The 20,856-nt window shown below is 74.6% G+C and carries 17 protein-coding genes; 5 read left to right on the top strand and 12 right to left on the bottom strand.

Going from position 1 to position 20,856, the window contains the following annotated elements; translation table 11 throughout:
* Positions 1–38 precede the first annotated feature (38 nt).
* Positions 39–1,733 (bottom strand): RDD family protein, encoded by a 1,695-nt coding sequence (locus ACZ7C5_RS25425; protein WP_470323518.1) that lies wholly within the window; start codon positions 1,731–1,733, stop codon positions 39–41.
* A gap of 405 nt (positions 1,734–2,138) precedes the next feature.
* Between ACZ7C5_RS25425 and ACZ7C5_RS25420 the strand changes: the two genes are divergently transcribed.
* Positions 2,139–2,555: an SsgA family sporulation/cell division regulator gene (locus ACZ7C5_RS25420; RefSeq protein WP_188298732.1), complete on the top strand. Its 417-nt coding sequence runs from the start codon at positions 2,139–2,141 to the stop codon at positions 2,553–2,555.
* A gap of 125 nt (positions 2,556–2,680) precedes the next feature.
* On the opposite strand, the gene ACZ7C5_RS25415 is transcribed toward ACZ7C5_RS25420, so the two are convergent.
* From ACZ7C5_RS25415 to ACZ7C5_RS25400, 4 genes are all read right to left on the bottom strand, one after another.
* Entirely contained in the window at positions 2,681–4,081 is a 1,401-nt protein-coding gene (locus tag ACZ7C5_RS25415) for a glycosyltransferase 87 family protein (protein WP_188298731.1), read from the bottom strand.
* A gap of 203 nt (positions 4,082–4,284) precedes the next feature.
* The gene (locus ACZ7C5_RS25410) at positions 4,285–5,889 is read right to left on the bottom strand and encodes a glycoside hydrolase family 18 protein (protein WP_401090819.1); all 1,605 of its coding nucleotides are present in this window, start codon (positions 5,887–5,889) and stop codon (positions 4,285–4,287) included.
* Between the two features lie 320 nt (positions 5,890–6,209).
* A complete protein-coding gene (locus ACZ7C5_RS25405) occupies positions 6,210–7,766 on the bottom strand; it encodes a sensor histidine kinase (RefSeq protein ID WP_470323517.1) in 1,557 nt (518 codons plus the stop codon).
* Positions 7,763–8,467 (bottom strand): response regulator transcription factor, encoded by a 705-nt coding sequence (locus ACZ7C5_RS25400; RefSeq protein WP_188300081.1) that lies wholly within the window; start codon positions 8,465–8,467, stop codon positions 7,763–7,765. The genes ACZ7C5_RS25405 and ACZ7C5_RS25400 overlap by 4 nt, the downstream gene beginning before the upstream one ends.
* Before the next feature lie 134 nt (positions 8,468–8,601).
* Between ACZ7C5_RS25400 and ACZ7C5_RS25395 the strand changes: the two genes are divergently transcribed.
* The gene (locus ACZ7C5_RS25395) at positions 8,602–9,162 is read left to right on the top strand and encodes a hypothetical protein (RefSeq protein ID WP_470323516.1); all 561 of its coding nucleotides are present in this window, start codon (positions 8,602–8,604) and stop codon (positions 9,160–9,162) included.
* 73 nt (positions 9,163–9,235) lie between these two features.
* Here ACZ7C5_RS25395 and ACZ7C5_RS25390 read toward each other — a convergent pair whose 3' ends face one another.
* A complete protein-coding gene (locus ACZ7C5_RS25390) occupies positions 9,236–9,778 on the bottom strand; it encodes a VOC family protein (RefSeq protein WP_470323515.1) in 543 nt (180 codons plus the stop codon).
* Positions 9,779–9,981: 203 nt separating this feature from the next.
* On the opposite strand from ACZ7C5_RS25390, the gene ACZ7C5_RS25385 reads away from it, so the two are divergent.
* Together ACZ7C5_RS25385 and ACZ7C5_RS25380 are read left to right on the top strand one after the other, a co-directional pair.
* The gene (locus ACZ7C5_RS25385; RefSeq protein WP_401090811.1) at positions 9,982–10,539 is read left to right on the top strand and encodes an Lrp/AsnC family transcriptional regulator; all 558 of its coding nucleotides are present in this window, start codon (positions 9,982–9,984) and stop codon (positions 10,537–10,539) included.
* Positions 10,540–10,694: 155 nt separating this feature from the next.
* Complete coding sequence (locus tag ACZ7C5_RS25380; protein WP_401090809.1) at positions 10,695–11,465, top strand: IclR family transcriptional regulator; 771 nt, start codon at positions 10,695–10,697, stop codon at positions 11,463–11,465.
* 84 nt (positions 11,466–11,549) lie between these two features.
* On the opposite strand, the gene ACZ7C5_RS25375 is transcribed toward ACZ7C5_RS25380, so the two are convergent.
* From ACZ7C5_RS25375 to ACZ7C5_RS25365, 3 genes are all read right to left on the bottom strand, one after another.
* Positions 11,550–12,356 (bottom strand): S16 family serine protease, encoded by an 807-nt coding sequence (locus ACZ7C5_RS25375; protein ID WP_401090807.1) that lies wholly within the window; start codon positions 12,354–12,356, stop codon positions 11,550–11,552.
* A gap of 38 nt (positions 12,357–12,394) precedes the next feature.
* Entirely contained in the window at positions 12,395–13,045 is a 651-nt protein-coding gene (locus tag ACZ7C5_RS25370) for an IclR family transcriptional regulator (RefSeq protein WP_188300086.1), read from the bottom strand.
* Positions 13,046–13,427: 382 nt separating this feature from the next.
* Entirely contained in the window at positions 13,428–15,242 is a 1,815-nt protein-coding gene (locus ACZ7C5_RS25365) for a DEAD/DEAH box helicase (protein ID WP_401090952.1), read from the bottom strand.
* A gap of 329 nt (positions 15,243–15,571) precedes the next feature.
* Between ACZ7C5_RS25365 and ACZ7C5_RS25360 the strand changes: the two genes are divergently transcribed.
* The gene (locus ACZ7C5_RS25360) at positions 15,572–15,994 is read left to right on the top strand and encodes an SsgA family sporulation/cell division regulator (protein WP_470323514.1); all 423 of its coding nucleotides are present in this window, start codon (positions 15,572–15,574) and stop codon (positions 15,992–15,994) included.
* Positions 15,995–16,071: 77 nt separating this feature from the next.
* Here ACZ7C5_RS25360 and ACZ7C5_RS25355 read toward each other — a convergent pair whose 3' ends face one another.
* The 3 genes from ACZ7C5_RS25355 to ACZ7C5_RS25345 are packed head-to-tail and all read right to left on the bottom strand — an operon-like array spanning position 16,072 to position 20,611.
* Entirely contained in the window at positions 16,072–18,648 is a 2,577-nt protein-coding gene (locus tag ACZ7C5_RS25355) for a rhomboid family intramembrane serine protease (protein ID WP_470323513.1), read from the bottom strand.
* Complete coding sequence (locus ACZ7C5_RS25350) at positions 18,645–19,970, bottom strand: alpha/beta hydrolase (RefSeq protein ID WP_401090801.1); 1,326 nt, start codon at positions 19,968–19,970, stop codon at positions 18,645–18,647. The genes ACZ7C5_RS25355 and ACZ7C5_RS25350 overlap by 4 nt, the downstream gene beginning before the upstream one ends.
* Positions 19,967–20,611 carry a class F sortase gene (locus ACZ7C5_RS25345; RefSeq protein WP_401090799.1) on the bottom strand — a complete coding sequence of 215 codons (645 nt, stop codon included), beginning with the start codon at positions 20,609–20,611 and terminating at the stop codon, positions 19,967–19,969. Before ACZ7C5_RS25345 ends, ACZ7C5_RS25350 begins: the two co-directional genes overlap by 4 nt.
* Between the last annotated feature and the right edge of the window lie 245 nt (positions 20,612–20,856).

Genomic DNA, 20,856 nt, shown 5'->3' with positions numbered 1-20,856 from the left:
TGGGACATTTTGTCCGTTTTGCACGAGGCCTGCGGCCCTCAGCCGCGCACCACCCGGGTACGGGCCGCGCGGTCCTGCCAGCCTCGCCGCGCCGTACGGTCGAACACCGGCCAGACCAGGCCGAGCAGCAGCAGCACGCCCAGTTGTCGCACGGCCCACCGGAGCAGTGAGCGGCCGAGGCTCAGCCTGGCCCTGGCGGCCGGGGCGGCGGCGTCCACCACGCGGATCCGGGCCAGCCGCTTGCCGAAGGTCTGGCCGGTGCGGGCGATCGGCAGCACCTCGTAGAGCAGGCTGACGAACAGCAGGATGCCGATCAGCACGGCGATCTTGCCGAGCACCACGTCGTCGACCAGCCAGACCTGGATCTGGCGCCGGGTGAGGGCGCTGGCCATCCGGGCCTGGTCGAGCTTCCGCTGGAGGTGGTCGGTCACCGAGCGGCCGAGCGGGATCCCGGCGGCGACGGCGACCACCAGCAGCACGGCGGTGTCCACCGCCCGCGCCGCCAGGCGACGGCCGAGGCCGGCCGGCACGGCCGCCCGGGAGCCCCGGGAGCCCTTGGCGGCCCGGGAGCCCCGGGGGGAGGCGGCGGGGACGGGGGCGGCACCGGACGGGCGGGGCTGGACGGCGGTCTCCCGGACCGTCCGCACGGTGGGCAGCGGGGCGACCGGGGCGGAGCCGGCCGTGGCGACCGCAGGCGTCGAGGCCACCGGGGCGGCCGCGACCGGAGCCGCCTCCCCGCCGAGCACCGGCACCGGCCCCGAGGCCAGGACGGCCGGCACCGGCGCCTCCCGGACCGCCATCGCCACCGCCACGGCGGGCGCACCGGTGGCCACCGGCTCCACGGCAGCCGAAGCACGCTCGGGCTCCGCACGCCCTTGGTCCGCGTCGAGCGCCTCCGGAAGCACCCCCCAGGAGACCCAGCGCGGCGCATCGCCCGTCTCCACCAGGCCCCGCTGCGCCCGCGGATCGGCCTGCCAGCCGGACTCTCCGTGCCACCCAGGCTCCGCGGCAGCCGGGGCGGGGGCCGGAGCCGAGGAGGCAGCCGGAACCGGGACCGCACCCGCCCCCGGGGCCGTCCCCGGCATCGCGCCGACGGCCACCGGCTCGTCCGGGGCCCCGGGCAGCCCGATGCCGGCGAAGCCCGAAGGCGCCGCCGACGGAGCCCCCTGCGCGTCGACCGTCCGGAACACCGGCCCGCCGATCACCTCCGCCACCCGCGACCCGAGCACGAAGGACGCCCCGCCCGAGGTCTGGTCGAAGTACACCGGCCCGGTGTCACCGCCGCCCGCCGGCATCCCCGCCACCACCATCGCCTGCATCCCCGCCGCGGGCCCCAGGCCCGGAGGCCCCAGGTCCGGAGGCCCCAGGTCCGGAGCCTGCCCCGGCCCCTGCCGCTGCCCCGACATCGCGTCCACCCCGACCGGAGGCAGCACCGGAGCCACCACCGAAGGCGCCACCGGTGGCACGACCGGTGGCACGACCGACGACTCCGTGGACGGCACCACCGGCGGCGGCACCACCCGCGCCGCGCCCCCGTCCGGGGCGGGCCGCCGGGTCGCGTACCGGGGCGCTTCCAGCACCTCACCCTCGGCGGGCGCGAGCCGGGTGGTGCCCGGCACCCAGGCCGAGCCGCCCCAGTACCGGACGAAACCGGGGATGGAGGGGTCGGGGTAGTAGCCGGGCTCGGGCGCGACGGCCGGGTCGCCGGCGTCGGCGAAGGGACGGTCCGTCATGGGGGTCTTCTCTCCTGGCAGGTCCCGACGAGGGCGGTGCGGGCCGGTCGAGCCCGCCACGGCAGACGAGTCGATCCGCGCGCACGGCCCGGCGCGCGCCCGGCGCTCGGCGCGCGCGGGGGCGCCACCGATGGGCGGACAGTCGCCGGACAGTCACAAAGGGTAGTACCTCACCGGAGCCAGGACGGGAAGTTCGTGATTCCCCGGACAGTGAAGGGTCGCTCAAGGTAGGGAACCCGGCGCACGACGAGTGCTCGCGCGCCGTACCGTCCGCCGTTCACCACCCCTCACCGAACTTCCCGAAGAAATCCCGGAAATGCGTGTAAGAGCCGGTGCGGACCGCTCTCTCAAAGGTCACAGGGGCCCGGAACCGGGCACCGCCCGAAGGCAGAGAGGAAGACGATCATGGAGCGTCCCGTCAGCGTGGTCGAGCACGAGCTGGAGCTCAACCTGGTGCTCTCGCCGGAGCACAGCGTCCCCGTGCCGGCCCGGCTGTCCTACGGCAGCCACGACCCGTACGCGGTGTACATGACCTTCCACCTGGACACCGGGTCCCCGGTGACCTGGGTGTTCGCCCGCGAGCTGCTGGTCGAGGGCACCTTCCGCCCGTGCGGCCAGGGCGACGTGCGGATCTGGCCGACCCGCTCGGGCCGGCGCAGCGTGCTCTGTCTGGCCCTGAGCTCGCCCGCCGGGGACGCGCTGCTGGAGGCACCGCTGCCGGTCGTCGCGGCCTGGCTGGAGCGGGCGCACCGGCTGGTCCCGCCGGGCAGCGAGCTGGCCGCGCTGGACATGGACGGCTCGCTCGCCGAGCTGCTCGCCTAGGCGTGCGCCGCAGCGTGCACCGGCACGTACAGCAGCACCTGCCCGGACCCGAACGCGACCGAGCACACGAGCACGGGTACGAGCGGGAGCGGGACCGGGGAAGCAGGAGCGGCGCCCCCGCCGGTTCAGCGGGCCGCGGGGGCCTGCTGACGACCGCGGGCGGTGTCCGGGCCTCCGGCGTCGCGCTGTCCGGGCAGCCGGACCAGCGGTGCGCCGGCCGAACGCCGTCGGGCCCTTATCCGGACGGCGGCGGCGAGCAGGAAGCAGAGTCCGACCCACGGATAGACCGAGGTCGGCAGCTGGCGCCACGGTGACATGTCGAGGACGGCCTGGCCGACCGGCTTCGCGGCCCACATCGCGAAGGACAGGAAGGCGACCAGCGTGGCCCAGAAGACGGCCCGCCAGCGCAGCCGGCGCACGCCGGCCGGGCGGGCGTGCTCGACGGAGGCCTCGGCGGCGAGCAGGACCAGCATCGGCACGCACCAGACCCAGTGGTGGGTCCAGCTGATCGGCGAGATCAGCACGGCGGTGACGGCCGCGCAGCAGACGCCCCAGGCCTCGGCCCGGGGCAGCCAGCGGCCGCTGCGCGCGGCCCAGGCGGAGACCGCGAGGCCCGCCAGCGCGACCAGGCCGGCCCCGAGGGTGGCGATCGTGCCGGGGTCGGCGGTGTGCAGCAGGCGGGCGAAGGCGCCGCGCAGCGACTGGTTGTCGACGATCCAGGTCTTGCCGACCCTGGAGGAGTCGTAGAGGTACTCGGTCCAGAAGCCCCGGGTGGCGTCGGGCAGCACCAGGGCGCCGAGCAGGAAGGTGCCGAGGAAGGTGAAGCCCGCCACGAAGGCGGCCCTGATCCTGCCGGTGATCAGCAGGTAGACCGCGAACAGGCCGGGGGTGAGCTTGATGCCGGCGGCGATGCCGATCGCCACGCCCTTGCTCCGCCGCCCGTCCGGGCGGGTGAGGTCCCAGAGGATCAGGCAAGCCAGCGCGAGGTTGATCTGGCCGTAGCGGAGCGTGGTGAAGACCGGTTCGAGCCAGACCCCGAGGCCGGTCACCAGGATCACGCCGATCGGCCGCAGCTCGCGGCGCGGCCAGCCGGCCAGCTTGAACGACAGGTGGGTCAGCAGGGCGAGCAGCCCGACGTTGCCGAGAGTGATCGCCACCCTGAGGAACGGGACCGGGAACCAGGTGGTCGGGACGAACAGCATCGCCGCGAACGGCGGGTAGGTCGCGGGCAGGTTCCACTCGGTGACGCGCAGCGCGTACAGGTCGGTGCCGTCGGCCACGGCGGCGCCCTCGGCCCGGTAGACGATCATGTCCACCATCGAGGTGTGGACGAAGTGCCGGACCACCGCGTACACCAGCAGCGACACCAGCGCCACGGCGGAGGCGGCCAGCAGGGGGCGGCGGGGGGCCTCGCGCAGAGCCCGGACGGGAGCGCCGACGGCCCGGCGCAGCCGGTCCGACAGGGGGGCGGGCGAGGGGTCGGGTGCGGTCCGCACCGGGCTGCGCTCGTCTTGCACCGCTGTCACTGTCCACTCCGTCCAGGGCTGGGCCGACCAGCGACGATACCGGATGCGGTCCGGGCGGGACCGGACACGTTCGCCTACGCAGCGTGACAAAACGGCCCTGACCGGCCGTACTCCGTTGCGGGCGGAGTACGGACGGCCAGGACCGGAGGCAGCGGCGCGAACCGGGCGATCGGGGAGGACCGGCAGGACGGGGAGGACGGGCCTCAGCCCTTGTACGCCCCCAGGGCCCGGGTGAAGTCCAGCGGCTGCTGGACGACGCTGCTGCACGTGGCGTCGGCCACGGCCTTGGCGCCGCCCTCGCAGGCCTTGTCCCGGGTGCCCGACCACATGGACAGCCAGGCCAGGTGCCTCGCCGTCGCGAAGTCGGCCAGCTGCTTGGCGTCGGCCACCGTGAAGACCTCGCTGGCGACGTCGTTGACGCCGATCATCGGGGTGACCGCGACCTTCCGCCAGGCGGCCGCGTCGTCCAGTCCGAGCACGCTCTTGACCTGGGCCTGGGTGGCGGTCGCCGCGGCGATCGCGTACTTGCCCATCTGGCCCTGCGGGTTGGGGGCGACGCCGTCGCCGAAGTCCATCGCCATGATGTTGACGGCGCCGATCGCGACCCCGTTGGCCTTGGCGCCGGCGACCAGGTCGACGCCCTCCTGGGTCAGGCCGGAGGGCAGCGCGGGCAGGGTGAAGGAGACGTCCAGGGCCTTGCCCTTGGCGGCGGCGGTCTTCTGGAGCTGGGCGATGGCCTGGGCGCGCCGGGTGTTGGCGGCGGCGTTGGCGATCGCCCCGCCCTCGACGTCGAAGTCCAGCCTGGTGAGGCCGTAGGTGTCCACGACCTTCTGGTACACGGCGGTCAGCTCGGCGGTCGAGCCGCAGGCCAGGGCGAGCTCGCTGCCGTTGGCGCCGCCGAAGGAGGCGCGGACCTCGCCGCCGGCCGCCCGCAGCGCGCCGATCTGGGCGGCCACCGCGTCGGCGGACAGCTCGCTGACACCGCCCCACTTGGGCGTGCAGCCGCCGCCGGACACCACGAAGGCGAGGTTGAAGTCCTTCACCCCGCTCGCCTTGGCGGTGGCGACCAGGTCGTACGGCGGGTAGAGCGAGGTGTCCACGTACGGGGCGAAACCGGCCCCGGCGCCGACCGGGGGAACGGGCACACCGGTCGCCGTGGGGGTGACGGTCGGGGTGGGGGTCGGCGCCGGGGTGGTCGGCTTCACCGTCGCGGTGACGGTCGGGGTGGCGGTCGGGGTGATGGTGGGGGTGACGGTGGGGGCCGCGGTGGTGGTCGGCGCGGCGGTGGCCGTCGCGCTCGCCGTGGGCGAGGGGGTGGTGGTCGGACGGCCCGAGGGGGTGGGCGCGGTGCCGTCTCCCGCCTTGCAGGAGACGTTGTTGATCAGACAGCCGGACGGCTCGGCCTGGGCCCCGCCCGCGCCCTGGGCGACGAAGCCGACGACCACGCTCTTGCCGGGCTCCAGCCGCTTGTTCCAGGCCTCCGGCCTGACCGTGACGTGCTGCCCGTCGACGGTGAGGGTGGCGTTCCAGAGCGAGTCGATCTTCGCCCCGGCCGGCAGGTCGAAGCTGAGCGTCCAGTCCTCGATCGCGCTGCTGTCCGGGTTGGTGACCAGGTACTGGCCGGTGTAGCCGGAGTCCCAGGAGCTGGTGCGGCTGTAGACGGCACCGAGCGAGGCGGCGCTGGCCGAGGAGGCGAGGACGATCGTCCCGCCGGCGACCAGGGCGGCGGCGACCGCGGTGGCCCCGATGATCGCGCCCCGGCGGCCGCGCCTGCGGTGGCCGGAGCGGCGGGTGGGCTGGGTCGTCATGGCGCGTTTCCTCCGCGGATGCCTACGGTCGGCCGCCGTCCGGGCGCGGCTGCGCGGGGACCTCCGGGCGGCCGGCCCGGCACGGTCGGGTGACCGGCGCGACCGACGCTAGCGGCGGTCCGGGGGCGAAACCGACGGGCTGAGCGAGGGGTAGAACTCCCTTAGGCCGCCGTTAAGGAACCTCCCCGGCCCACCGCCGCGGAGCGGCCGGTCCCAGGCCGGTCCCAGGCCGACGCCAGACCGGCAGCAGACCGACGCCAGACCGGCACCGGGCCTCGGGGCCGGACCGGTCGGACGCCGCAACGGAACCGGAGGCACCGTCACTTCTGGAAGAGCGCGCCCCGGCTCCGCCGCCGTCCGGTGCGCGCGGGCTCCGCCGCCTGCGGCCCGGTGAGCAGCCGCAGCCGGGTCTCGGCACCGCCGAGCACCGCCGAGCGGCCGAGCGCGAGGTCGCCGCCGGTGGACTCGGCGAGCTTGCGGACGATGTCCAGGCCGAGGCCGGTGGAGCCCTCGCCGCCGTGCCCCTCGCCGCGCTTCAGGGCGGCGGCCGGGTCGCTGTAGCCCGGGCCGGCGTCGCCGACCAGCACGATCACCGAGCAGTCGGTGGCCAGCACGTCCACCGAGAAGGCGGTGCCGACGGTGGTGTGCCGGAAGACGTTGCCGAGCAGCGCGTCGACGGCGGCCGCCAGGTCGCCGCGCTGGACGGGCACCGGCGCCGCCCGTTCGGCGCCGGCCAGTTGCCAGCGGCGCCCCTCGTCCTCGGCCAGTGCCGACCAGAAGGCGACCCGTTCCCTGATCACCTCGGCGGCGTCGCAGCCGACCGCGACGGCGGGCGCGTCCTCGGGGGCGCGGCGGGCCGAGCGGATGATCTGGTCGACCTCGCGCTCCAGTTGGGCGACCGCGTGCCGGGTGGCGTCGGCCGCGTCGCCCTCGCCGAGCGAGGCGGCGTTGAGCCGCAGCACGGTCAGCGGGGTGCGCAGCCGGTGTGACAGGTCGGCGGCCAGTTCCCGTTCCGCGGCGAGGAGTTGGACCACCCGGTCGGCCATGGTGTTGAACGCGTGGCCGGCCTCGCGCAGTTCCTCGGGGCTTCCCTCGACCTGTTTTCCCTCCACCGGGACCCGCACCGAGAGGTTCCCGGCGCCGAGCGAGCGGGCGGCGGCGGCGAGTTTCCTGGCGGAGGCGACGATCCGGCTGCCCATCCGGTCGGCGACCAGGACCGAGATGGCGACCAGGCCGAGCGCCACGGCGGAGAGCACCTGCCAGGCCGTGGCGACGCCCCGGGTGAGGTCGCTCTCGGCCACGAACACCTCGACCACCGCGGTCCGTCCGGTGTCCACCGCGACCGGCTGGAGCAGGGCGTACCCGCCGGCCACCTGCACGGTGAAGGAGCGGCCCTGCCCGCCGGCGGTGGCCACGTCGGCCGCGACGGCGCGGGCCTCCCCGAGCGTCGGGCCCCCGGGCTCGCCGACGGCCGGTCCGGTGGCACTCGTCCCGGCACTCACTCCGACACCGGCCCCGGCACCGGCCCCGGCACTCGTCCCGGCGGCGGTGGTGCCGGAGCTGCCCGTCCCCGCACCACCGTCCCCGCCACCCGGCCCGGCGGGCTGCCCGGCCGCCGGCAGGTGGACCGCCATCCGCCCCTGACCGCCGGCGTCCGTGCTGGCCAGGGCCCGGTTGATCGCGTCCTGGTCGGTGGTGATCGCCAGGGCGGGCCCGAGTGCCGCCGCCTGCCGCTCGGCGGCGGTGAACGCCCGGTCCCGCGCGGTCTGTTGGACCATCATCCCGAGCGGGATGAGGAAGGCCAGCGCGACCATGGTGGTCCCGGCCACGGCGGCCTTGATCAGGGCCCAGCGCAGCGAGCGCCCGAAGCGCCTCATGTCCGGTGCTCCGCCGGACCCCCGGCCGCCTCCAGCCGGACCCCGACACCCCGGACGGTGTGCAGGTAGCGGGGGTTGGAGGCGGTCTCGCCGAGCTTGCGGCGCAGCCAGGAGAGGTGGACGTCGATGGTCTGGTCCCCGCCGTAGGTCTGCTGCCAGACCTCGGCGAGGATCTCCTTGCGGGGCACCACCACGCCGGGCCTGGCGGCCAGGAAGGCCAGCAGGTCGAACTCACGGCGGGTCAGGTCGAGCGGCCGTCCGTCCAGTGCGGCCTCGCGCCGCTGGAGGTCGATGGCCAGCCCGCCGACCCGGAGCACTTGGGCGACGGGCGCGGCGCCGCCGCCGAACCGGCGCAGCACGGCGGTCATCCGGGCGCTGAGGTGCTCACCGGAGAAAGGTTTCACCAGGTAGTCGTCGGCACCGTCGTTGAGCAGCCGGATGATCTCGGCCTCGTCGTCCCTGGCAGTGGAGATGATCACCGGCACGTTGGTCAGGCCCCGGATCATCTTGAGCGCCTCGCTGCCGTCCAGGTCCGGCAGGCCCAGGTCGAGGATCACCAGGTCACAGCCGACCTGGGCGACCTCCCGCAGCGCCTCCAGGGCCGTGCCCACGCTGCGGACCGCGTGACCGGTGTCGGTCAGGTGGCGGATGAGGGCGGAACGCACGAAGGGGTCGTCCTCGACCACGAGCACTGTTGCCATGGGCCTGCACGGTACGCCATCGCCGGGTAATGGTCTGTACCTCGGGGGTGGGTCCGGACATTGTGCAACTGCCCTGCCGAATACCGGGGGTGCCGGTCTCCATCCGTATGGAAATACGGCAGGATGTGCGGACGATGCGGAACGGACTGGTACAGCTCGGCGCCTGGGCGGCGGCCACCGGGGCGGCGGTGGCCCTGTCCTGGCTCGGTGTGCACACGGTGCTGACCGGCGCCGCGTTCGAGCAGCCCACGGCCCTGCCGCTGCCCTCCGCGAAGGCCGACGGCACGCCGCACCCCGCGCCCACCACCACCGAGCAGCCGCGCTCCGCCACACAGTCCACCACCCCTTCCCCGGCGGCCTCCCCGACCACCGCCACCGCGACCACCAGCGCCGCCACCGCCCCGCACGGCCCGGCCCCCGCCCCCACCGCCGCGACGCCCACCCGCAGGCCCAGCCCCACCCCCACCGCGACGTCGACGGTGAAGAGCTACCCGATCCCGGGCGGCAAGGTCGCGCTGGACCTGAAGCCGGACCGGGCCACCCTGGTCTCGGCCACCCCCGACCCGGGCTGGCAGATGCAGGTGTGGACCGACGGCCAGTGGCTGCGGGTCGACTTCACCCGGGGCGACGAGGCCAACTCCGTCATCGCCTCCTGGAACGGCCACGCGCCGATGGTGCAGACGGTGGTCCGCTAGCGGCACCGGCGCCCCGCCCACCCGGCACCCCGTCAGAACCCCTCTCGCCGGAACACATCGGCGGAACCCGTCGTCAGAACCCCTCGCGCGGCCGGTACCCCGGCAGGTACGGCCCCACGTACCCCGCCCGGTCCACCAGCGTGTGCCTGGTCCCGCCCGGCACCCCGATGGTGGCCAGCACCACCGCGCCGTAGTCGTCCCGCGCCTCGTACGGCTCGGCCAGCGACAGCGCGCCCCGGTCCACCGCGTAGTCGTAGGCGTAGTAGACGTCGGGCACGCTCACCGAGAGGTCCAGCACCCCGTCCCCGTACCGGTCCAGGTACGCGGCCAGCTCCCGGCCGCGCGGTCCCGTGGTCCGCACCGGGGAGGTGAGCACGATCCGCGTGCCCGGCGCGGCGAGCACGTACGAGCGCGTCTCCCGGTCGCCCGTCTCCGGCCCCGCGTACGCGGTACAGCACAACCCGAGCGCGGCGCAGTAGCGGCGGGCCGCCCGCTCGGCGTCGGCGACCGCGAAGACCACCGCGTCGGCGCGGCCCAGCGGCAGCGGCCCCGCCTCCGCCGGGTCCGGTGCGAGGCCGGCCCCGAGCAGGACGGCTTCGGCGGCGGTGTCGGTCATGACTGCCCTCCCGGTAGGCGTACGGACCATCGTGGCCGCCCCCGGCACCGCGGGTGGGGCCCTGCGCACGGGGGTGTGGCTGGAGGGTGGCGCCGGGCCGACCCGCGCGCAACTGTTCCGTTTCCTCCTGGTCAAGCTGTGCCCCGGAGCGGGAGAATCGGCCGCGCCGCTGTACAGATTGCCCACCACAGGACGGTGCCGCGATGCCCCCCGCCCACGCCCCGAGCTCCGCCGGCTCACCCGACGCCCCCGCCGCGCACGGTGCCGCCACCACCTTGCCGGGCAGCACCAACGACACCATCGACACCCTGGACGGCCGGCTGATCCGGCTGCTCGCCGAGGAGCCCCGGATCGGGGTGCTGGAGTGCTCGCGCCGGCTCCAGGTCGCCCGGGGCACCGTGCAGGCCCGGCTGGACCGGCTCCAGGCCAAGGGCGTGATCGGCGGCTTCGGCCCCGAGGTGGACCCGGCGGCGATCGGCTACCCGGTGACGGCCTTCGCCACCCTGGAGATCTCCCAGGGACAGGGCGCGGACGTGCGGGCGCACCTGGCGAGCGTTCCCGAGGTGCTGGAGCTGCACACCATCACCGGGATCGGGGACATGCTGGTGCGGATCGTGGCCCGGTCCAACGCCGACCTGCAACGGGTGATCGACCGGGTGCTCGGCTTCGACGGGATCGTCCGCTCGTCCACCGCGATCGTGCTGGAGAACCCGGTACCGTACCGGATCCTGCCGCTGGTGGACCAGGCCGCCGCCGAGTAGGAGGGTCCGGACGACGCCACGCGCCGATTTGGCACAGACGCGAGGCGGCGGCGGTTGCCGCAAGATTTATGTATGAACGTTCTACTATTCTTCGCGCCACCCCCGGAGCCATCGATACCCCCGGCAGCCGCGCCCTCGCCCGGGTCGGCCCCCGCATGACCCACACCGTCGCGGCCGACGGTACCGCCCCCACCCTCATCGCATCCGCCCAGCGCGCCCTGCGCCTGCTGGAGGCGGCCGCCCAGTACCCCAAGGGCGCCACCGCCAAGCAGCTCGCCCGGGACACCGGCCTGGCCCTGGGCACCGCCTACCACCTGCTGCGCACCCTGGTGCACGACCGCTACCTGGAACGGCGCAGCGGCCTCTACCGCACCGGCCCCGCGGTCGCCGGGCTCCTCAGGAACGACGGCCCCTCGGCCGGCCGGGCCCGGCTCAAGGCGCTGCTGGGCACGCTCGCCGACGAGCTGTCCGCCGCCGTCTACTTCACCTGGTACCGGCAGGGCGAGGTGGAACTGATCGAAGCCGCCGAGGCCCCCGGCGCGCCGCTGACCGACCGGCGCCACTGGCGGTCCGGCGCGCACGCCCACGCGGCCGGCAAGACCCTGCTGGCCCTGATGACCGCCGAGGAGCGCCGGAACCACCTGGCCCGCTACCCGATGGTGCCGCTCACCCCCTACACCCTGCGGGACCCGGCGCACCTGCCGCTGCTGACCCGCCAGGGCCCGCGGCGGGCCGTCCCCATCACCCAGTTCCAGGAGTACGCGCTCGGCACCGCGGGCGCGGCAGTGCCGATCGTCGCGGGCAGCGGCATCGGCGCGGTCTCGGTCTCCCTGCCGATGGCCCAGGCCCACCGGCTGGCCGGGATCGCGGCCCAGCTGCACACCAGGCTCGGCGACGACTTCGCCGCGGTGGCCTTCGGGATCTGACCGGGCCGGGAACCGACCGGCCGGAATCCGACTCCACCGGGTCGGGCTGCCCCCGTGCGGAGGGGGCGGGGGGGGGGAGCCCGGTCAGCAGGAGGGAACGCTGCCGCCGCTCCTGAGCGCCTCCAGGGCCGCGACCGACTCGCCCAGGGTGCCGACCGGCACCAGCCGCAGCGACTTCGGCGTGTTCACCCGGGCGTCCGCGCACTCGTCCTTGGGCAGCAGGAACACCGTCGCGCCGTCCCGGGCGGCCGCCTGCGTCTTCAGCGGGACGCCGCCGACCGGGCCGACGGTGCCGTCCTTGTCGATGGTGCCGGTGCCGGCGATGGTGAGCCCGCCGGTGAGGTCGCCACCCTTGCCGTCGCCGGCCAGCTTGTCGACGATGCCCAGCGCCAGCATCTGGCCGGCGCTCGGACCCCCGACCTCCCCCAGGTCGACCTTGACCTTGACCTGGTCCGGCGACAGGTGGAGGAAGTTCAGGGCGGCCGCGGTGGCGGCGTCCTGCGACTCGGCCATCTGCTGGGCGGTCGCCTCGTCCGCCTTCACCGGATTGGTCTCCGGGTAGACCGTCTCGGTCGGGCGCACGGCCTCCTTCGGGTCGAACCACGCCCGCACCGAGCGCCAGAAGGTGTTCTTCTGCCCCGGGTTGGTCGCCGTGATGGTGACCATCCGCAGCTCTCCCCGCGTGGTGCGCAGCGGCGCCCCGGTGATGGTGAGCACCGGCTTGTCCTGGTACGAGCCCAGGGTGTCCGCGGTCAGGCCCGGCCAGGTGATCGTGTACGGCAGCGGAACGAAGGCGGCCACGCCGAACAGGGCGGCGACCAGCGCGCCGCACAGCGTGAGCGTGCGGGTCCGCGGGGAGGTGAGGGCCTTGGGGAGCTTGGTGTCGGACACAAGGGGAATCCAAACACACCCGACGCCGTGCGCGGGCGCTACCTGAGGGCGTCGGCCACCTCGGTCGCCGCCTCCACCACCCGGGGGCCGACCCGCTCGGGCACCATGCCGTTCAGCATCACCACGCCGACGCTGCCCTCGATGCCGCTCAGCCCGAGCAGCGCGGCGGCCGCCCCGCTCGCTCCCGACTGCTCCTCCGCGCGGGTGATGACGAAGCCCTGCTCGGGCCGGCGCTGGCTGGGGAAGGTGCGCGCCTCCAGGATCGCCCGGCCGGCCGCGCTCTCGGTGAGCGGGTGGCGCAGTCCGGTCCGGTAGGCGACGTGGAAGTCGGTCCAGCTCGGCTCGACCACGGCGACGGCCAGCGCCTCGTTGCCGTCCACCAGGGTCAGGTGGGCGGTGGCGCCGAGGTCCTCGGCGAGGCTGCGCAGGGCGGGCAGCGCGGCCTCGCGCAGCAGCGGGTGCACCCGGTGCGCGAGGCGCAGCACGCCGAGGCCCACCCGGGCGCGCCCGCCGATGTCCCGGCGGACCAGACCGTGCTGTTCCAGGGTGGCCAGCAGCCGGTAGACCACGGTCCGGTTGACGGCCAGCCGGGCCGCCAGCTCGGTGACGGTGAGCCCCCGCTCGGAGTCGGCGAGGAGCTTGAGGACCCGGACGCCGCGGTCCAGGGTCTGGGAGGTCTCGGCAGTCACGACGGGGCAATCCTTTCCGCGGCGCTCGCGGGGCGGGCGGCGCCGTTCCAAGGCCGGTGTCGCGCGCAGGTGGGGGTGGCCGCGCTCGGGCCCGTACGGCGTCGTCCTTGACGCGCACGGCCCTGCGGCGCCGTCCCGCGGGGGTTGCCCGGCGGAAGAGCGTGGGGGAAAGGTAGTGAAGGAAATGACGCGACGGAAGTGGTTGTCCAAAATTCGGGCGTGATCGACGGCAACGCCGCCTCGAAATCCGGACGAACCCCCGCGATTCGCCGGGTGCGTCAGGGTGCGGACGCGCCCCCGGTCCGGAGTGCGGACACCCCGGGACGGGCGGGGCGGTGCCGCGCCCCTTGCCGCAGCGCTCCTCCGCGTGCTCCCGGGCCTGCTACTTGGCCCACTCCCGGATCTTCGCGATCCGCGCCGTGAGCTGGTTGGCGGTGGCCTGGGCGGTGAGCGGCCCGCCGCACTGGCGGCGCAGCTCGTTGTGGATGGTGCCGTGCGGCTGGCTGGTGCGGTGGTGCCAGGCGGCGACCAGCGCGTTCAGCTCCTTGCGCAGCTCCCTGAGCTCCTGGTGGGTGACCACCGGCCGCTGCTCGGCCGGCAGCTCCAGCAGGTCGGCCTCCTCGGCGGGCTTGGTCTTGCTGCGCTGGATCTGCCGGTGCTGGCGCTTCTGGAGCAGCATCTGCACCTGGTCGGGTTCCAGCAGGCCCGGGATGCCGAGGTAGTCCTCCTCCTCCTCGCTGCCCGGGTGGGCCTGCATGCCGAATTCCATGGCGTTGTAGAGCACCCGGTCGAAGACCGCGTCGGAGCCCAGCGCCTCGTAGGAGAACTCCTCGCCGCCCGCGCCGTCCGGCCCGTCGTTCGCCCGCTCGGCCTCGGCGAGCAGCCGGTCCTCCTCGTCGAAGAGGCCCTCGCCCTCCTTCTTCGGCCGGTCCAGCACGTGGTCGCGCTGGACCTCCATCTCGTTGGCGAAGCCCAGCAGCATCGGGATGGTCGGCAGGAACACCGAGGCGGTCTCGCCGCGCTTGCGGGCGCGCACGAAGCGGCCGACCGCCTGGGCGAAGAACAGCGGGGTGGAGATCGAGGTCGCGTACACCCCGACGGCCAGCCGGGGCACGTCGACGCCCTCGGACACCATGCGGACCGCGACCATCCAGCGCGAGGTGCCGGCCGCGAAGTCGGAGATCCGCTGGGACGCCTCGGTCTCGTCCGAGAGCACCAGGGTGACCTTCTCGCCGCTGATCTCGCGCAGCATCTTGGCGTACGAGCGGGCGACGGTCTGGTCGGTGGCGATGACCAGTCCGCCGGCGTCCGGGATCGCCTTGCGGACCTCGGTGAGGCGCCGGTCGGCGGCCTGGAGCACGGCCGGGATCCACTCGCCCTGCGGGGACAGCGCGGTGCGCCACGCCTGGGCGATCAGGTCCTTGGTCATCGGCTCGCCGAGCCTGGCCTCCAGCTCGTCGCCGGACTTGGTGCGCCAGCGCATGTTGCCGCTGTAGCTGAGGAAGATCACCGGGCGGACGACGTGGTCGGCCAGCGCGTGCCCGTATCCGTAGGTGTAGTCGGCGACGGACTTGCGGATGCCGTCGCCGCCCGCCTCGTACGCCACGAACGGGATCGGGTTGGTGTCCGAGCGGAACGGCGTGCCGGTCAGCGCGAGGCGCTTGGTGGCCGGCTCGAAGGCCTCGAAGCAGGCCTCGCCCCAGGACTTGGAGTCACCGGCGTGGTGGATCTCGTCCATGATCACGAGGGTCTTGCGGGCCTCGGTCCGGTTGCGGTGCAGCATCGGGTTGACCCCGACGCCCGCGTAGGTGACCACGATGCCGTGGTAGTCCCTGGACAGCGGCCCCGAGGAGTACCCCGGGTCCAGCCTGATGCCTATCCGCGCGGCGGCCTCGGCCCACTGCTTCTTCAGGTGCTCGGTCGGCGCGACGACGGTCACCTGCTGCACCAGGTGGTTGTGCAGCAGGTACGAGGCCAGGGTGAGCGCGAAGGTCGTCTTGCCCGCGCCCGGGGTGGCGACCGCGAGGAAGTCGCGCGGCTGCGTCTCGATGTACTTGTCCAGCGCACCCTGCTGCCAGGCCCGCAGCTTGCCCGCGGTGCCCCAGGGGGCGCGGCCGGGGAAGGCCGGGGAGAGGTGGTGCGAACCGGCGGGCGCGGCATGGCCGACGGACCGGACGGGCGCCTGCGGCTCCGACATGTCGGAGAACAGCGGCATCGAGGAGGCGGCGGCAGTACTCACGGTCTCCGAGGGGGGATCATCGCAGGTCAGAGGCGGTTTTGCGGCCTCGCCCCGCGGTCGGGCGGCGATCGGACAACCCGCCCAGCGTACCGGCCCGGCGCCGTTCGGGCCTCCAGGCGGGGCTCCGCGCCGGGCCCGCGCGGCCGGAAATCGTCGTGACCCGGATCACACCGGAAGTCCCGTGGAACCGGGTAATCACCCCGGGCCCCGGCACTCTCACCAGGGTGAGGCCGCACCACCCCCACCTGCCCGAGCGCGGCCTCGCACCGAACCGAAGGGACCCACCCGTGCGCACCGTCGAAGAGACCGTCCAGGCCCGTCTGATCCTCTCGCTCCACCGTTCCGTCCGGCTGCGCGTGATGCTGTCCTACCAGCCCGAGGACCCGCTGGCCGTCCGGATGGCCTTCCCCGCCGAGTTCTCGCTGGACGACGCCGAGGGCCAGAGCGCCGAGGACATCGTCTGGGTCTTCGCCCGCCAGCTGCTCTCGGCGGGCATCGAGCTGCCGGCCGGCGTCGGCGACGTCCACGTCCGGCCCTCGGTCGGCCGGCGCACCGTGGTCGAGCTGCGGGCCCCGGAGGGCACCGCGATGCTCCAGTTCGACACCGCCGACCTGCGCCGCTTCCTGTGGCGCAGCCGGCTGGTCGTCCCCGAGGGCGAGGAGCACCTGCATCTGGACTCCGACCGCGCGCTCGCCCAGCTGCTGGGCTGACGGGCGGCCCGGCGGCACGGCCGGGACAGCGGCGCACGGTCACCCGGGTCCGGGGCCCGGGGACTGTGACCCACCGCTCAGCCCGACAGCCTGCGCATCAGCCGGACGCCCTGGGCCGCCGTGAGGTGCGGCAGGTAGGCCTTGCCGATCGCCCTGGTGATCCCGGGCAGCGCGGCCGGGTCGGGATACGCCATGTACATCGGCCGGTACTCCGGCTGGAACTTCGCCTTGAACGCCAGCAGCGAGCGGAAGCCGTACACCGGCTCCAGCACCTTGCCCATCCAGTCCAGCATCCGCTGCAACCCGGTGGGCTCGCCGTCCTGCCCGGTGCGGGCCAGCGGGGCTCCCGACAGCGAGAGGAAGCGCGCGCCCTCCTCCTTGAAGCCCAGCGCGGCCGAGGCGATCAGGAACTCGCTGACGCCGCGGAAGCCGTCCGAGCGGCGGCGCATGAAGTCCAGCGTCCAGCCGACCGGCACGCCGTCCTCGTACACCGGCATCCAGCTGGTCAGCCCGTGCACCACCCGCTGCCCGTCCACCGCGATCAGCACCCGCACGTCCGGGTCGTCCAGCTCCTCCAGCCCGCCGAGCGTGAAGCCCATCTCCGGCAGGCCCTTCTCCGAGACCCACTCCTCGGAGATCGCCCGGATCTGCTCCCGCAGCGCGAGCGGCGCCTCGTGGTACGCCCACCACTCGGCCGAGATGCCCTGCTTGCCGGCCTTGTTGAGGGCGGTGCGGATGTCCTGCCACTTGCGGCCGGTGAAGGCCAGCTCGGGCAGCGGCACCACGGTGTCCTCGGCGACCTGCACCGAGCGCCAGCCGAGCTGCGCGGCGGCGGCCCTGGTCTCGCCGCAGACGCTGTAGAAGCACGGCGTCCAGCCGCGCGCGTCGCAGTACCGGGCGAAGCCGGCCACCGCCGCCGCCCGGTCCTCCGGGGCGCCGAACGGGTCGCCGGTGGTCAGCGCGACGGTGCCCACCACCCGGTAGGCGACGGCCGCCCTGCCCCCCTCGTCGAACCAGTAGTGGTTGCCGTCCCAGGTGGCGATGAACGAGAGCGTCCCGCCGCCGTGCTCGGTCAGCAGCGCCCGCGCCCTGGCGGCCGCCGCCGCGTCGGTGTGCAGCACCGGACGGCGGAAGACGGACAGCAGCACGACCAGCGCGACCGCCCAGAACGCCAGCCCGCAGTACGTCTCCAGGAGGCGCGCCACCGGCCCGACCGCGATCGGGTAGTCCGGCAGCAGGTCGTTGTACGCGGGCGGCAGGAACTGGGCCGGCAGCCCGGCCACCAGCCGGCGCGCGGTCGCCCCCGGCTCGAACTCGCCCGCCACCAGCCGCCCGAGCCCCACGTACGCGGCCGCGGAGGCGAGCGCCGCGCCGCCGAGCACCAGCGCCAGCCGGCGCACCGAGCGCCCGGCCAGCCGCAGCGGGAACCGCTTGCGGGTGGCCAGCAGCAGGACGGTGGTCAGCAGCGGCAGCAGCAGCGCCTCGACGAAGTACTGCACCACGTCCCGGCCGACCGGCCCGGCGTCCACGTACAGCCAGCACAGCAGCGCCGCCCAGAGCAGCTCGGTGGCCACGGTGACCAGCCAGGCGAACCGCAGCCCCCGGCGCAGGCCCTCGGCGAGCACCAGCAGCAGCGCGGGGAACAGCGCGGCCATCATCCGGCCCGGGGTGTCGAAGATCCGGACCACGGCGTGCGCCCGGGCGCAGTCGTGCGCCGACACCGCGCAGAAGTCGGCGACCTCCTCCGGGCTGAGCCGGTGCGAGAGGTACAGCTCCGAGAAGGTGTTGAACGGCCCGCTGGCGTTGTCGTACAGCGAGGCGATCAGCGGCCCGAAGGCCGCGGCGACCAGGCAGAGCGCGACCAGCACCCGGGTCTCGGAGTGCGAGGAGCGGTGACTGCGCAGGTGCGGGCGGCCCCGGCTGACCAGCGCGCCCAGGCCGAGCCCGGCCAGCGCCGCGGCGCACCGCTGGACGCTCTGCAGGTGGCCCACGTACAGCGTCATCACCAGCGGGACGAGCAGCACCAGCAGGTGCAGCCGGCGCCGCCAGAGCACGGTGAGCCGGTACCCGAGCACCCCGGCCAGCGCGAACAGGCCGACGGCGGGGCCGACCGAGATCTGGTCGGCCACCGAGAGCGTCCACGGCTCCCCCGCCGAGGAGCCGAACGCGACCAGCGCGGTGCCCAGCAGGGTGCCGACGACCTGCCCGCCGACCAGCACCGCGAGGGTGCGCGGCCGCCCGAGCCGGTGCTCGGCGGCCGGGCCGACCAGGAGCAGCAGCAGGCTGGTGAACACGTACGAGCCGCTGCCCGAGCACCAGAACACCGAGGTGACCGGCGTCCACCAGTGGCCGTCGGCCAGCGTGGACGTTCCGACCCCGGCCCGTTCCAGCAGCCGGTCGGACGGGCCGTGGGCCAGGCTGCCGGTGGCCGCGCCGAGCAGCCAGAGCCCGGCCAGCAGGGCCAGCGTCAGCGGCGCCGAGCGCAGCCGGGCACCGAGCGCCCTGGCCGCCCGCCGGACCCGCTGCGGGCGCGGCTCGGGCGTCCGGGTGACCGGGGCCCGGTCGGTGCCGCGGCCGGTCGCCCGCCCCGCGTCCGGCCCGGCCCCCTGCTCGCCGACGGCGGCGGCGACCAGCGCGGTCCCCGCCCCGGTCACCGGGTCAGCCCGGTCTGCTGGGCGAGCCACGGGATCTGCTGGGCGATGCCGGGGCGGAAGACGACCCAGCCGTGACCGCCCGGCATCAGCTCGAACTTGGACTTCATGCCGGCCGCCTGCACGGCCTCGTAGACCTTCTCCATCTGCGGTCTGAACTCCTCGTCGGTCTCGCCGACGACCAACGCGACGTTGGTGTCCGGGAACTTCCTGCGGGCCATCACCTGGAGCGGATCGACCGCGTCGAACTTCTTCTCGTCACCACCGAACGCGGCCTTGACGGTCTGTTCCCGACTGCCCAGGGTCGGCTCGTCCTGACCCGACATGTCGAGGACGGTGCCGTACACGTCGGACGCGTTGACACCGAGCTGGAGCGCGCAGGTGCCGCCCATCGAGGCGCCCCCGATCGCCCAGGCGTTCCGTCCGGTCGCGGCCTGGAGGTTCTGGTGGACCCAGGTGGGGACGTCCACCGCCAGGTAGGTCTGGGTCTTGGCGATCTTCGAGTCGAGGCAGAGCGTGTTGGCCCAGGTGGAACCGAGCTGATCGGGCATCACCACGATCGGCGCGAGGCCGCCGTGGTCCGCGGCGTAGGCGTCCAGCGCCTCGTTGATCTGCGCGGAGAGCACCCAGTCCCCCGGGACGCCGGGCTGACCGGTGATCATCACGACCACCGGGAGCAGCGGCCGCGGGGTGGCCTGGTAGGCGGGCGGGAGGTAGACGTACGCGTCCCTGGCCTTGAACCCCGACTTGGTGCCGGGGATCGGCACCACCGAGACGGTGCCCTTCTCCGGCAGGCCCGCCGGGGGCTTCCAGACCTCCTCCAGCACCTTGCCCGGCGGGGTGGTCAGGATCTGGCCGACCTTGGTGGCGACCAGCCCGTCGGTCCTGGTCAGCCACGGCGCCAGCATGACGCGGCCGCTCGGGAACTGGCCGAAGCCGATGTTGACCTGGGAGGAGGCCATCAGCACCACCAGGCCGCTCAGGCCCAGTGCGAGCCCCCGGCGCTTCCAGGTGAGCCGGCGGACCCGGTAGCCGGCCAGGCAGAGCGCGGTGAGGGCGACGGCCGTCCACCACGTGACGTACCGGGGCGTGCCCTCGGGGAAGGGGTGCCACCAGCCGTCGACCACGACGTCCAGGAGCAGGCTGAGCACGGCCGCGGTGAGCAGCGCGGCGGGCAGTCGGAACCGCCACCAGCTCCGCCCGCGGCCGACGGTCAGCGCGAACAGCGCCGCCCAGCCGGCCGCCAGCACGGCGTGCGGAATCGGGCCCTCGGTGAGCGGCCAGTCGATCGGGTTCCAGCGGGAGGCAAGGGTCAGCGTGGTCATGCGGCTTCGCCCGGCCGGGTGGTGTCGGCCAGGAACCCGTAGGCGACGACGTTGCCGTCGTAGCCGTGTTCCTCGCTGTACGCGCCGCCACAGGTGATCACCCGCAGCTGTGCGTCGCCGGCCTGACGGTAGACCCGGTCGTCCGGGAAGTCCTTTCGGTCGTGCACTTCGATGGCGTAGAGCTGGTAGACGGCGGTGGCGCCGTCCGCCCGGGCGATCTCGATCCGGTCCCCCCGGTGGAGCGCGCCCAGATGGTAGAAGACGGCCGGTCCGGCCTTGTTGTCGACGTGTCCCGCCAGGATCGCGGTGCCGCGCTGGCCGGGGCTGGCGCCGCCGCGGTACCAGCCCGCCAGGTTCCGGTCCGCCTCGGGCGGGGTCTGGAGGTGGCCCGCGGCGTCCAGTCCGAGCGCGGTGACCGGGGCGTCCAGCCGGACGGCGGGGATGCGGATCCTGGTCGGCGCGGACGGGCCCAGCGGCGGGACGACCGAGACCGGCGCGATCCCGGCCTGGGCCTGGCCGGCCCCGGGCGCGGGCGGCGGCGCCGACGGACCGCCGTCGTGCAGCAGCCAGGCACCGAACACCAGCGCGGCTCCCGCCGCCAGGGTGCCCGGCCAGGGGCTCCTGCTCTGCTGGACGCCCACGGGCGCTCCCCTCTGCCGACGAGACTCCGCTTTCTGGGAGTTTCCTGGGAAACAATTCAACCGGAACGGACTGTAAGGCACGTCCATACGACGGTCGTACCGGCACCCGCCGATCGGCAGGGTCGACGGCGCCTTTCCTGCGCCACGTGCGCGACCGGTCGCGGAGCGCGACGACCGCCCCCCACATACGATCGCCGCGGGACCCCACCCGACACGACCTACCGACGGTCCGACGGGCCGGTTCG

The sequence above is a fragment of the Kitasatospora sp. NPDC036993 genome, from assembly GCF_055607525.1.
The sequence above is the reverse complement of the archived record's forward strand: the minus strand, read 5'-3'. Positions and strand labels throughout refer to the sequence as shown.

Coding starts and splice junctions, on each gene's coding strand:
- ACZ7C5_RS25380 (WP_401090809.1), top strand. CDS start 10,695: ATGACCCACACCGTCGCGGCCGACGGTACCGCCCCCACCCTCATCGCA.
- ACZ7C5_RS25405 (WP_470323517.1), bottom strand. CDS start 7,766: ATGAGGCGCTTCGGGCGCTCGCTGCGCTGGGCCCTGATCAAGGCCGCC.
- ACZ7C5_RS25395 (WP_470323516.1), top strand. CDS start 8,602: ATGCGGAACGGACTGGTACAGCTCGGCGCCTGGGCGGCGGCCACCGGG.
- ACZ7C5_RS25350 (WP_401090801.1), bottom strand. CDS start 19,970: ATGACCACGCTGACCCTTGCCTCCCGCTGGAACCCGATCGACTGGCCG.
- ACZ7C5_RS25365 (WP_401090952.1), bottom strand. CDS start 15,242: ATGTCGGAGCCGCAGGCGCCCGTCCGGTCCGTCGGCCATGCCGCGCCC.
- ACZ7C5_RS25425 (WP_470323518.1), bottom strand. CDS start 1,733: ATGACGGACCGTCCCTTCGCCGACGCCGGCGACCCGGCCGTCGCGCCC.
- ACZ7C5_RS25420 (WP_188298732.1), top strand. CDS start 2,139: ATGGAGCGTCCCGTCAGCGTGGTCGAGCACGAGCTGGAGCTCAACCTG.
- ACZ7C5_RS25385 (WP_401090811.1), top strand. CDS start 9,982: ATGCCCCCCGCCCACGCCCCGAGCTCCGCCGGCTCACCCGACGCCCCC.
- ACZ7C5_RS25410 (WP_401090819.1), bottom strand. CDS start 5,889: ATGACGACCCAGCCCACCCGCCGCTCCGGCCACCGCAGGCGCGGCCGC.
- ACZ7C5_RS25390 (WP_470323515.1), bottom strand. CDS start 9,778: ATGACCGACACCGCCGCCGAAGCCGTCCTGCTCGGGGCCGGCCTCGCA.
- ACZ7C5_RS25400 (WP_188300081.1), bottom strand. CDS start 8,467: ATGGCAACAGTGCTCGTGGTCGAGGACGACCCCTTCGTGCGTTCCGCC.